Annotated in this window: 12 protein-coding genes; 10 read left to right on the forward strand and 2 right to left on the reverse strand. The window is 69.0% G+C overall.

Annotated features, from left to right (window positions below):
- Positions 1 to 22: 22 nt before the first annotated feature.
- Entirely contained in the window at positions 23 to 784 is a 762-nt protein-coding gene (ddaH, locus tag AB0H36_RS17870) for a dimethylargininase (RefSeq protein ID WP_360523780.1), read from the forward strand.
- Here ddaH and AB0H36_RS17875 read toward each other — a convergent pair.
- Together AB0H36_RS17875 and AB0H36_RS17880 are read right to left on the reverse strand one after the other, a co-directional pair.
- Positions 753 to 1,700: a tetratricopeptide repeat protein gene (locus tag AB0H36_RS17875; RefSeq protein WP_360523783.1), complete on the reverse strand. Its 948-nt coding sequence runs from the start codon at positions 1,698 to 1,700 to the stop codon at positions 753 to 755. The genes ddaH and AB0H36_RS17875 overlap by 32 nt on opposite strands.
- A complete protein-coding gene (locus AB0H36_RS17880; RefSeq protein ID WP_360523786.1) occupies positions 1,693 to 3,048 on the reverse strand; it encodes a DNA polymerase IV in 1,356 nt (451 codons plus the stop codon). The genes AB0H36_RS17875 and AB0H36_RS17880 overlap by 8 nt, the downstream gene beginning before the upstream one ends.
- Before the next feature lie 95 nt (positions 3,049 to 3,143).
- Here AB0H36_RS17880 and AB0H36_RS17885 point away from each other — a divergent pair, with 95 nt between their 5' ends.
- The 9 genes from AB0H36_RS17885 to AB0H36_RS17925 all read left to right on the forward strand — a co-directional run bounded on the left by AB0H36_RS17885 (position 3,144) and on the right by AB0H36_RS17925 (position 11,732).
- The gene (locus AB0H36_RS17885; RefSeq protein ID WP_360523789.1) at positions 3,144 to 4,622 is read left to right on the forward strand and encodes a glutamate--cysteine ligase; all 1,479 of its coding nucleotides are present in this window, start codon (positions 3,144 to 3,146) and stop codon (positions 4,620 to 4,622) included.
- Positions 4,623 to 5,011: 389 nt separating this feature from the next.
- A complete protein-coding gene (locus tag AB0H36_RS17890) occupies positions 5,012 to 5,425 on the forward strand; it encodes a universal stress protein (protein ID WP_131357832.1) in 414 nt (137 codons plus the stop codon).
- Between the two features lies 1 nt (position 5,426).
- Positions 5,427 to 6,047, forward strand: coding sequence for an HhH-GPD-type base excision DNA repair protein (locus tag AB0H36_RS17895; RefSeq protein WP_360523792.1), 621 nt, complete (start codon positions 5,427 to 5,429; stop codon positions 6,045 to 6,047).
- Positions 6,048 to 6,293: 246 nt separating this feature from the next.
- The gene (locus AB0H36_RS17900; RefSeq protein ID WP_360523795.1) at positions 6,294 to 7,625 is read left to right on the forward strand and encodes an RNA polymerase sigma factor; all 1,332 of its coding nucleotides are present in this window, start codon (positions 6,294 to 6,296) and stop codon (positions 7,623 to 7,625) included.
- Positions 7,626 to 7,628: 3 nt separating this feature from the next.
- Entirely contained in the window at positions 7,629 to 7,883 is a 255-nt protein-coding gene (locus AB0H36_RS17905; RefSeq protein WP_360523798.1) for a DUF6412 domain-containing protein, read from the forward strand.
- Positions 7,884 to 7,929: 46 nt separating this feature from the next.
- Positions 7,930 to 8,607, forward strand: coding sequence for a membrane protein insertase YidC (yidC, locus tag AB0H36_RS17910; protein ID WP_360523801.1), 678 nt, complete (start codon positions 7,930 to 7,932; stop codon positions 8,605 to 8,607).
- An 89-nt stretch (positions 8,608 to 8,696) separates the two neighbouring features.
- Entirely contained in the window at positions 8,697 to 9,836 is a 1,140-nt protein-coding gene (locus AB0H36_RS17915) for an ROK family transcriptional regulator (protein ID WP_360523804.1), read from the forward strand.
- Positions 9,833 to 10,675 (forward strand): TIM barrel protein, encoded by an 843-nt coding sequence (locus AB0H36_RS17920; protein ID WP_360523807.1) that lies wholly within the window; start codon positions 9,833 to 9,835, stop codon positions 10,673 to 10,675. The genes AB0H36_RS17915 and AB0H36_RS17920 overlap by 4 nt, the downstream gene beginning before the upstream one ends.
- Position 10,676: 1 nt before the next feature.
- Positions 10,677 to 11,732 (forward strand): Gfo/Idh/MocA family oxidoreductase, encoded by a 1,056-nt coding sequence (locus tag AB0H36_RS17925; protein WP_360523810.1) that lies wholly within the window; start codon positions 10,677 to 10,679, stop codon positions 11,730 to 11,732.
- The last annotated feature ends 314 nt before the right edge of the window (positions 11,733 to 12,046 follow it).

A 12,046-nucleotide genomic window follows, 5' to 3' on the forward strand; every position in this document is an offset into this window, starting at 1 on the left:
GTACCCCGGTTAACCTGCAGGTATGCCGACAGTCCTGGTCCGACGCCCCAGCCCTCGCCTCGCCGACGGCCTCATCACACACATCGAACGCACCCCGGTCGACGCGGACCTCGCCGTACGCCAGTGGCAGCAGTACGTCGACGCGCTCCGGGCTACCGGGTGGACGCCGGTCGAGGTGCCGGCGATCGACGAGTGCCCGGACGGCGTCTTCATCGAGGACACGATGGTCGTGTACGGCGACCTCGCCGTGATCGCCCGGTCAGGCGCCGACGAGCGCCGTCCGGAAGCCGCGGCCGCCGAGCAGACTGTGGCAGCGCAGGGCTACCGGATCGCGCACATCACCGACCCGGGCACCCTCGACGGCGGCGACGTCCTCAAGATCGGCTCCACCATCTACGTCGGACTCGGCGGGCGGACGAACGAGGCCGGCATCCGCCAACTGGCTGACTCCTTCGCGCCGCTCGGTGCGACCGTGCGTTCCGTGCCCGTGCGCAAGGTGCTGCATCTCAAGTCAGCAGTGACCGCGCTTCCAGACGGCACGGTCATCGGGTACGAGCCGCTGGTCGACGATCCGCAGGCGTTCGACATCTTCAAGCCCGTCCCCGAGGAGGCCGGGTCGCACGTCGTACTGCTGGGGGAGGACCGGTTGCTGATGGCAGCCTCCGCGCCCAAGTCGGCTGAGATGTTCGAGTCGCTCGGTTACACGCCCGTCGTCGTCGACATCAGCGAGTTCGAGAAGCTCGAGGGCTGCGTCACCTGCTTGTCGGTGCGCCTGCGCGGTTGAGCAACGGCCGGGCCGCCTCGGCCGCCTGCACGTCCCGCTTCCTGCCCCGGGCCTCGGCCACATCGCACGCCTCTACCAGCGCCGCGCGATAGACCGCAGTGTCCGGGTGCGAGGAGCCGAGCGCAGTGTCGGCATCGCTGACCGTCTGCGCCAGCGCCTCGACTGCCGCCGCGATCTCGCCACCGGCCAGCAATGCCCTGCCCAGAGCCGCGCGATCACGCAGCAGTTGCGGGTCGTGCGGGTCGAGGTCCTGTTCGTCGACGGTGACGATGTTCGCGAGGAGCGTCGCCTCCGAGCGTGGGCCGCCGACCATCAACCGCGCTCCGGTGACCGCCTCGGTCGCGGCCCGGGTCAGCTCGTGGTTCGGCCCGAACACCTCCACCAGTTGAGGTGTGACCAACTCGAACCACGCGATCGCCCGGCCGTAGTTCGCAGTCGCAAGCAGCCCCTGGGCGACCCGCAGTCGCACGCGCAGCGTGGCCGGGTCGTCAGCCGGCAACGCCTTCTCCCGCTCGATCAGCGCAGACCGGTAGAACGGCAACGCCCGACCGGGCTCGCTGTCCGCCCAGTACGCCTCGGCCTGCCGGTACGCCGGATCGCCGTCGAGCTCCGGGTGCGCCGTGCTCGGAGAACGCCGTACGACGGTTTGCACCGGCTGGTCGACGACCTTGCGGCCGATGTAGTTGCGGCCGCCGGTCGGGATGATCCGGAACCGGCCCTTCTTCGACACCGGAATCCACAGGACCGTCGAGTACAGCGTCCGGACCGACGACCCGCAGTTCTCACAGACATCCCGGTGACCGACGAACCGCGTCCCGACTCCAGCCGGGCCGGCCCCGTCAGGCACGCGCCAAGCGGTCGACGACGCAGTACAGGACGCACAGAACGGGTAGACCCCCCGCCGTTCCTCATTCATTCCGCCCATTGTGGTCATGTTCGGGTTCGTCGTCCTCTTCCGCTCCACCGGTTACCACTTTCGTGAGCGCGGAATCGTCGACGGCGAAGGTTCGCACCGGGCCGGGCGGCGTGTCCGCGGTCTCGAACCGTACCGTCACCCGGCCGCGGCCCGAGCCCCAGACCCACCCGCGGCCGTAGTCCGGGTGGAAGACGTCCTGGCCGGGGTAGTAGCCGGTGAGGTCGCGCGCCCGCTCGGGCAGCTCGACCACTTCGGGCTGCCGGCCGTCGTCCTCGCTCTCGGTGAAGAGGTCGTCCTGGATCCAGTCGGCGAGCGAGGAGACACCGACGCCGAGCAGCCGGATCCCGCCGGAGATGTCGCTCTCGTCGAGCAGCCGGCGCGCGACCCGCGCCACGACCCGCGCGTCGTCGGTCGGCCCGGCGAGCGTTGACGACCGGGTGTGCGTCGTGAAGTCGTGCATCCGCGTCTTCACCGTCACGGTCCGGCCGGAGAGTTGCGCCTTCTGCAGCCGTTCGGCGACGCGGTGGGCCATCCGGTCCGCGATCGCGGTCAGCAGCGAGCGGTCGACGATGTCGGTCTCGAAGGTGTCCTCGACACTGACGGACTTGGTCTCGCGGTCGCTCACCACCGGGCGGTCGTCGGCGGCGATCGCCAACCGATGCAGGCTCGAGCCGTGCGCCGACCCGACCTGGCGGATCAGCTCGTCCTCGTCCAGTTGCTGCAGATCCGCCACGGTCCGCACGCCGGCCATGGACAGCCGCTGCGCGGTCGCCGGACCCACGCCCGGGATCACCGTCACCTGCATCGGCGCGAGGAACTCCGCCTCTGTCCCCGGCGGTACGACGACCACGCCGTCCGGCTTGTCGAGGTCGCTGGCGATCTTCGCGATCAGCTTCGACGTCCCGGCGCCGACCGATGCGGTCAGGCCGCCACTGGCCTTGCGGATCGCGTCCTTCAGGTCCTGGGCGATCGCCTGTACGTCGTCCACCGTGAGCCCGGTCAGCCCGGCCGCGGACAGGTCGACGAACGCCTCGTCCAGCGACAGCGGCTCGACCAGCGGCGACAGCGCCCGCATCTCGGCCATCACCGCCTGGCTGGTCCGCCGGTACACCTCGAAGCGCGGCCCCAGGTACGCCGCGTGCGGGCAGCGGGACCGCGCCTCCGCGGTCGACATCGCGGACCGGACGCCGTACTTGCGGGCTTCGTACGACGCGGTGGACACCACGCCGCGGACGCCGATGCCGCCGACCACGACCGGCTTGCCGCGCAACGACGGCTTGTCGCGCTGCTCGACAGCCGCGAAGAACGCGTCCAGGTCGACATGCAGCACCGAGGGTTCACCACGCACGGCACCAGTCTCGCCGGTTGCACCGACAAAACCGGGTACCGGTCAGGCAGACTGAAGTTACGTCGTACCCCGCACACTCCGACTGGGAGGCGCAGATGGGTGAGGAAGTCGACCGGGTCGAGTTCACCCGGGCAGACCGGACCGCGTTCCGCAGCCAGGTCCATCGCAATCTGGATGCGTTCGCACGGATGTTGCGCGAGGCCCGGTTCGCCCCGGAACGCCCGATGACCGGGATCGAGATCGAGCTGAACCTGGTCGACGAGAAGTTCGACCCGGCCTTCAAGAACTCCGAGGTGCTGAGCGCGATCGAGGACGACGCGTTCCAGACCGAGCTCGGCCAGTTCAACATCGAGATCAACGTGCCGCCCGGGCAGATCGACGGCATCGGGCTGGACACGATGGAGGCGAACATCCGCGACAGCCTGAACGCGGCCGAGGAGAAGGCGGCCCGGACCGGCTCGTCGATGGTCGTCGTGGGCATCCTGCCGACCCTGCTCACCGAGCACATCCACCGCGAGGCGCTCAGCACCAACCCGCGCTACGCCTTGCTGAACGACCAGATCTTCGCCGCCCGCGGCGAGGACGTGCAGATCGCGATCGACGGCATCGAGCGGCTCGCGATCACCGCCGACACGATCGTGCCGGAGGCGGCCTGCACGTCGACGCAGTTCCACCTGCAGGTCACGCCGGAAGCCTTCCCGCGGTACTGGAACGCGGCCCAGGCGATCTCCGGCGTCCAGCTCGCGGTCGGCGCGAACTCGCCGTTCCTGTTCGGCAAGGAGCTGATGCGCGAGACCCGGATCCCGTTGTTCGAGCAGGCCGCCGACACCCGCACGCACGAGCTGAAGACCCAGGGCGTGCGGCCGCGGGTGTGGTTCGGTGAACGCTGGATCACCTCGATCTTCGACCTGTTCGAGGAGAACTCGCGCTACTACCCGGCGTTGCTGCCAGTGACGTCGGACGAGGATCCGATCGCCGTCCTCGACCGTGGCGACACCCCAGCTCTTTCGGAGTTGCGGCTGCACAACGGGACGATCTACCGCTGGAACCGCCCGGTGTACGACGTTGTCCGGGAGAAGCCCCATCTCCGGGTGGAGAACCGGGTGCTGCCGGCCGGTCCGACGGTCGTCGACACGATGGCCAACGGCGCCTTCTACTTCGGCCTGGTTCGCGCGCTGGCCGACGACGAACGGCCGATCTGGTCGCAGATGTCGTTCAGCGCGGCCGAGGAGAACTTCCACTCGGCCGCTCGGCACGGCATCGACGCGGAGGTGTTCTGGCCGGGTGTCGGCACCGCGCGCGCGACCGAGCTGGTGCTGCGACGCCTGCTCCCGTTGGCCTCTCGCGGTTTGGACGCGTGGGGTGTCGACGCCGCCGTCCGCGATCGCCTGCTCGGCATCATCGAGCAGCGCTGCCTGACCAACCGCAACGGCGCCGCCTGGCAGGCCGATGAGTTTCATCGACTGTATACAAGAGGACCTCACGGCCGCCGGGACGCGTTGCGCGGCATGCTGCGCAGGTACTCCGAGCACATGCATGAGAACGCTCCAGTGCACACGTGGCCGATCGACTGACCGGGGTCGTGGGGTGGGGAAGGAGTCTGCACTGAACCGGTTAGTCGGGCAGACAACGTAGGACAGGAATGGTCACGCTGCGTCGGGTGCCCTAGGCAACTGGGTGGGGAGTTCGATAACGACCCGGACTACAGGGGTGGCGCGTTGGGTGACAGCCCTGCAAAGGTGTGGCCACCGGAAGGTTAGAGAGTTCCGTCGCGGGTAGTACTCGGGCACCGGCGTGGCTGCCACAACGGTGGCCGGGGCGGTGGTGGAGTACTACCCGCACGACGATCAGCCGTCCGTCACCGTCGCGACACAACAGGTGCAAATGCAGCGGATGCCGACCACGGTCGGGAGCAGTATCGTTCGGAACGGGTCGACACGACACCCGGAGGTGAGGCAGGGCGATGACGACCATCGTCGTGGGTTACGTGCCGAAGGCCGAGGGCCGTGCAGCCCTTCGGCGAGCGGCGGAAGAGGCAACGCTTCGTGACGCCAAGCTCGTGGTGGTGAACTCACACCGGGGCGGTCGCAGCTTCGACAGCGACGAGGCCGCGGCGAGTGACGCCGCTTTGACGGAGGTGCGGGAGCAGCTCGACTCGACCGGCGTGCCCTACGAGGTGCGGCAGCTGGTGCGTGGACTCGATCCGGCGGAGGACCTGGTGGCCGTCGCCGAGCAGGTGCACGCGGAGTTCATCGTGATCGGCCTGCGCCGCCGGTCCCCGGTCGGCAAGCTCATCCTCGGCAGCAATGCCCAGCGGGTGCTGCTCGACGCTCCGTGTCCGGTGCTGGCCGTGAAGGCCGACGAAGGGGAGGACTGAGGTGACTTCGACACGCAGCAAGAAGCTGTGCCTCGCACAGCAGCCCGACGCCGACGAGATGCTGAGCAGAGATCCGTTCGCACTCCTGGTGGGCATGCTGCTCGACCAGCAGATTCCGATGGAGCGGGCATTCGCGGGCCCGGTCGCGATCGCGAAGCGGATGGCCGGACCGTTCGATCCGTCCACGGTCGCGCACTACGACCCGGATGCGTTCGTCGAAGTGGTGGCCGGCCCGCCGGCCGTGCACCGGTTCCCGACCGCGATGGCGGCCCGGATCCAGACCCTCGCCAAGCACCTCGACGAGGAGTACGCCGGTAACGCTTCGGGCCTGTGGTCCGATGTGAAGTCCGGGGACGACCTGCTGGCCAGGCTGTCGGCCCTGCCGGGCTTCGGCGCGCAGAAGGCGAAGATCTTCGTCGCGCTGCTCGGCAAGCAGCTCAAGGTCCGGCCGCGGGGCTGGCGCGAGGCATCCGAGCCGTACGGCGAGGACGGCGCGTACAAATCCGTCGCGGATGTGATCGACGTGGCGTCGCTCGTGAAGGTGCGGCAGTTCAAGCAGGAGCAGCAGCTGGTTCAGCAGCGGGTGGTGGCGCGTCCGCTGCGGCGGACCCGCAACGGCTAGGCGGCTGAGAAGGCGACGTTTGAACGGTGAAGTGCTCAGGCCCCGACCGAGCGGGAACGCACCGCCCGGAAGGGGCCGAGGCATGTCGTTCGGGGGGTCGCGGCGCGCTTGGGCTTGGCTCGCGGATTACAATGTAGTGTTGCCGCCGCCTGACCAGCGAGCAGCCGCACACAGTCGTACCCCAAAGCACTCGCACCACCGCCGTACCGCCGTACTACAAACCCTGCGTCAGACGAGAGGTAATTCGTGTCGTCCAGCTCGTCCGAGAATCTTCCCGCCGAGTCAGCCCGGGCAGTGGCCGCCACCGCCCGCAGCACGGCTCCGAGGACCAGCGCCCGAGTGACCGACCCTGCTGCCAAGAAGGCGGCAGTGAAGAAGGCCGCGGCCAAGCCCGCCGGCACCAAGGAGGACGGTATCCCCGCGAAGAAGGCCGCCGCCGCCAAGAAGTCGCCGGCGAAGAAGGCCGTCCCCGGCAAAGTCACCGAGGCTGGTTTGTCGATCGATCCCAAGACCGGCAAGCCGCGCTCACTCGACGACGTGGACGAGTCCGACTTCAAGCCCGACGCTGTGCAGGGGCTGGAGAAGGAGCTGACCGAGGACGAGGGTTTCGTCGTCTCCGAGGCCGACGAGACCGACGAGCCCGAGCAGCAGGTGATGGTCGCCGGTGCCACCGCGGACCCGGTCAAGGACTACCTGAAGCAGATCGGCAAGGTCCCGCTGCTGAACGCCGAGCAGGAGGTCGAGCTCGCCAAGCGGATCGAGGCCGGCCTGTTCGCCGAGGAGCAGCTGGGTGACGAGGCCGCGAAGCTGAAGGACAAGGTCCGCGACGAGTACGACTGGATCTCCGAGGACGGCCGGCGGGCCAAGAACCACCTGCTCGAGGCCAACCTGCGCCTGGTGGTGTCGTTGGCCAAGCGCTACACCGGCCGCGGCATGCTGTTCCTGGACCTGATCCAGGAGGGCAACCTGGGCCTGATCCGCGCGGTGGAGAAGTTCGACTACACCAAGGGCTACAAGTTCTCGACGTACGCCACCTGGTGGATCCGGCAGGCGATCACCCGCGCGATGGCCGACCAGGCCCGGACCATCCGGATCCCGGTGCACATGGTCGAGGTCATCAACAAGCTGGCCCGCGTGCAGCGGCAGATGCTGCAGGACCTCGGTCGCGAACCCACTCCGGAAGAGCTCGCCAAGGAGCTCGACATGACCCCGGAGAAGGTCATCGAGGTGCAGAAGTACGGCCGCGAGCCGATCTCGCTGCACACCCCGCTCGGTGAGGACGGCGACTCCGAGTTCGGCGACCTGATCGAGGACTCCGAGGCGATCGTGCCGGCCGAGGCGGTCTCGTTCACGCTGCTGCAGGAGCAGCTGCACGCCGTCCTGGACACGCTGTCCGAGCGCGAGGCCGGTGTGGTCTCGATGCGCTTCGGCCTGACCGACGGCCAGCCGAAGACCCTGGACGAGATCGGCAAGGTGTACGGCGTGACCCGCGAGCGGATCCGCCAGATCGAGTCCAAGACGATGTCGAAGCTGCGCCACCCGTCCCGCTCCCAGGTCCTGCGGGACTACCTGGACTGATCGATGACCCAGGTGATCGCCGGCGTGCTTGCGCTGGCGATCCCTGTCTTCGACTCGGCTTCCCTGGCCGCCGCCGTGCTCACGGCGGCGGCCTTGCTGTTCACCCTGCTGCTGGTCGCACGCGCGTCCGCGCCGGCGACGGCGCCGCTGCGGGCGATCGCGGTGTCGGTCCGGCACCGTGCGGAGGAGACTGCGTTCCTGCGGCTCCGCGACCCGGACGCGGCCGGACGTCCACGCCCACGAGCACCAGGACGGTAGCGAGCACTTCCGCTACCCGTTCCTACTCATCTCGTGGAGTCTTGCTGTGCCTTCTTTCCTGGAGGCGCCGGTCGCCGGTGCCTATCACCTGATCTCGTCCCTCGTCACCGCCATCGAACCGCTGGCCGGCGCGTACGCTGCCGTGGCCGCGATCGTCTTGTGCACGCTCGTCGTACGCCTGCTTCTGCTGCCGCTCAGCGTCCGGGCGCATCGCGGGATGCGTGCACGCGCTGCGCTCATGCCGCAACTGAAAGCGATCACCGATCGCCACCGGGACAACCCGGAGCGTCTGCAGCGAGAGGTCGCCAAGTTGCAGGCCGAGTCCGGGACGACCTTGTTTGCGGGCTTCCTTCCGATGCTGGCCCAACTGCCGTTCTTCTGGTTGATGTACACGCTGTTCTCCCGCGCGATGGTCGCGGGGGAGTCGAACCAACTGATCAGCGGCAGCCTGCTTGGTGCGCCGCTGGGGCTGCACTGGCCGGTGTTCGCGGCCACACCGGCGTTTGCTGCACTCGCCGTACTGCTGGCTGTGGTGGCTTGGTTCTCGGCGCGCCTGGCGCTGCGGCAGCTCGATGAGTCGGCGACGCCGTGGTCGCGCCGGCTGGCTCGGTGGTTGCCGTTCGGCACGGTGCTCACGGCGGCGTTCGTCCCGCTCGCGGCCGGGCTGTACCTGCTGACCACGACCACGTGGACGGTGGTCGAACGGGCTGTCCTGCAACGCTGAGGGTTTGTTGCCCCAGGCCACAGTTGCTGCGGCTCGGAGGGTTCTGCTACGGTCTTTATTAAAGCCCATTGCATAACGACTGGGGAGCCATGCACGCTGAACGGTCGGAGAACCAGGTGGCGTGTCTGCGGTTCCTGGCCGGCGCCGAGGAGGCGCGCACGGTCGGCGTCATCAGCGCGGAGACCGGGCTGTCGCGTCCCACCGTGCACGCCGTCCTCGACGATCTCCTCGAGGCCGGCCTGGTCGTGCCCACCGGTCCGTCGACCGCCGGGCCGGGCCGGCCTGCGCGTGCCTTCCGCTTCGCCCGGGAGGCCGGGCTGGTCGCCGGCGTGGACCTCGGTCCGCGCGGGGCGCGGGCCGTGATCTGCGATCTGTCCGGACGCCGGCTGGGGTACACGGAACTGAAGGGGCGCCGGAACGCGGGCATCGCTCTGATCCAGCGAGCGATCCACACGGTCGCGGAGGAGAGCGCCGTCGATCTCGGGCGGCTCCGCGCGGTCGGCCTGGCTCTGCCCGGTGTGATCGAGACGAACGGTCACCTGCGCGCAAGTCTCGCGCTGCCAGGACTGGTGGGCCTGCCGGTCGCCGAGATCGTGTCACAGGACGTCGGCTGCCCGGTGACCGTCGACAACGACATCAAGCTGGCCGCCCTCGCCGAGCAACGCGGCGGCGCAGGACGCGGGTACTCCGATGTCGTCTACCTCCAGATCGGCCGTCGGTTGTCCGTGTCGATCGTCCTGAACGGAGTCATCCGGCAGGGACGCCATCGGCTCGCCGGGGAGCTCGGCGCACAGCGAGGTATGCGCTGGACCCGGAACGCCGAGCGGGGGCAGTTGATCTGGACGTCGCACCCCACCGGTGAAGCCGTGCTGACAGCGGCAGCCGCCGGGGATCTGGATGCCCAGGCGGAGATCGAGGACTTCTGCGCGCAGATCGCCGGCCGCATCGCCACTGTGCTGCTGGTCGTCGATCCCGAGGTCGTGGTCGTCCGGGGCGGACGTCCGCAGGACAGCAGCGCACTCCTTCGTCCGCTCGCGGCGGCGGTCGAGAGGGAGTTGGTCTTTCCGGAGCGCCCGCCCTTCGTCGCGTCGGCGCTCGGCCGTGAGGCCGTCGTCCTCGGAGCGGTCGGCAACGCATTCGACCAGTTCAGTTCCGGCATCTACGGGGTCCACGACTACCCGAGTCCGTGGATCCAGCTCACCAACGACCTGGAGAGGACCACTCTGTGAAGCTAGGAGTCAGCTCGTACTGCTTCCGCTCGCTGATGGCGCGCGGCGAGATGGACCTGATCGCCGTCCTGGACTGGGTCGCGGCGTCACCGGCCGGGCATCTCGAGATCGCCGCCATGGACGGGGAGTACTACCTCGAGCGCGCTGACGTGGTGAGCGCTACGGCCGCGCACGCCCGTGACATCGGCGTACCGATCGTGAACTATCTGGTCAGCGGCGACCTGCGGACGGCGGAGGACAAGGAGATCGACCGGCTGCGCCGGCAGCTGGACGTCGCGCACCGGTTCGGAGCTCGCATCTTCCGGCACGACGTCGCGCCCTGGGCGTGGCGTGAACAGGACCCGGGCGAGTTCGAGTCGACGTTCGAGCAGGTCGTCGTAGGTTGCCGGGCGGTCGCGGATCACGCTGCCGAGCTGGGCATCGTGTCGACGATCGAGAACCACGGCTTCTTCATGAACGGCAGCGACCGGCTGGCCCGGCTCGTGCACGCCGTCGACCGCCCGAACTTCCGGGTCACGCTCGACCTCGGCAACGGACTCTGTGTCGGCGAGGTGCCGGGCAGGACCGCCGCGAGCCTGATCGACATCGCGGCCTCGGTCGGCGTGAAGGACTTCCACATCCGCCGGTCTGCGGGGGACGGCTGGCTCAGGACGCTGGCCGGGGACTACCTCCTCGGCACGATCTCGGGGCACGGCGATCTGGACCTCGCCGGCCTGCTGGCGCTGGTCGGCACGAAGCCCGACGTACCGGTGAGCCTGGAGTTCGAGGGCCTGGAGTCGCCTCTGGACGCCATCGAGCGCTCACTCGACAACATCCTCAGACTGGCAGGAGCCGCCTGACATGACGACCCGCATCGCTGTCATCGGGGTGGGCGCCATCGCCACCCAGCACCTGGTCTCGTACCAGCAGAACCCGCACGCCGAACTGGTGGCCGTGTGCGACATCGACCGGACCCGGGCCAAGGCGCGCGCCGACGAGTTCGGTGTTCCGCGCGCCACCGACGTCGTCGACGAGATCCTCACCGACCCCGGTGTGGACGCGGTGAGCATCTGCGTCCCGAACCTCCTGCACGCCACGATCGCGGAGGCGGCGCTACGAGCCGGCAAGGACGTGCTGGTCGAGAAGCCGATGTCCGTGACGGTCGCGGAGGCCGAGGCGCTGGTCCGCGCGACGCAGGAGACCGGACAGGCTCTGCAGATCGGCTACGTACGGCGGTTCGCGCCGAACGCCCTGGTGACGAAGCGTTTCCTGGACGCGGGCGAGTTCGGTGACATCTACGCCGCGCGGGCCACGATCATCCGGGCGGCGGGCAACCCCGGCGGATGGTTCGGCGACGTCCAGATCTCGGGCGGCGGTCCGCTGATCGATCTCGGCGTCCACATCATCGACCTGTGCTGGTACCTGATGGGAATGCCGACCGCCGTCTCGGCCTCGGGTGCGACGTTCTCGCCGCTCGGTGCCCGGGACAACATCCAGCACCTGACCCGGTACCGGGCCGCGTCGGAGTCCCGGGTCAACAACGTCGAGGACTACGCGACCGCGCAGATCCGGTTCGAGAACGGCGCTGTGCTCGACGTGGACACGTCGTACTCGCTGCACGCGCGGAACTCGACGAGTGTGAAGATCCACGGGGACAAGGGCGGCGCGGAGATCGAGCCCGAGCTGCTGATGATCACCGAGCGGCACGACACCCTGCTGCACGTCCAGCCGCAGATCGATTCGCTCGGCTTCGACTTCGCGGTCGGGTTCGCCAACCAGATCGACCACTTCCTGCGGATCTGCCGCCGCGAGATCCCAGCCGACGCGACCGCCGAGCACGGCCTGGAGATGGCCCGGATCCTGACCGCGATCTACGAGTCCGCACGGGCCGGCACCGAGGTGCCCATCACCCGCTGACCGACCTCAACCGCGGAGAGGAAGTGCAAAAGGTCACCGGCTTCGGCGGCGGCGGTTCTTCTGTCGCCTTCGGCGCGCCGCACACCGCGGAACGCGTGAAGGTGTTTCGGCGGACGGGACGTGCAAGGGGACACCGCCTGCGGCGGCGGCTGGTGTTGGCGCCTTCGGCGCGGCGTGGATCGGTGAGCGGTTGGGGGCGGTTGGCGGACTGGCGGCGTGGGGGCGCGGCTCCGGGCTGCTTGATGGTGCTAGTCGTGGTGGTGTGCGTCAAGGGCGCCTCCGGCGTCCGCTGCGCGGATCTTCGACCCTTGACA

The organism is Kribbella sp. NPDC050820 (assembly GCF_040653975.1).
Classification (GTDB): Bacteria; Actinomycetota; Actinomycetes; order Propionibacteriales; family Kribbellaceae; genus Kribbella.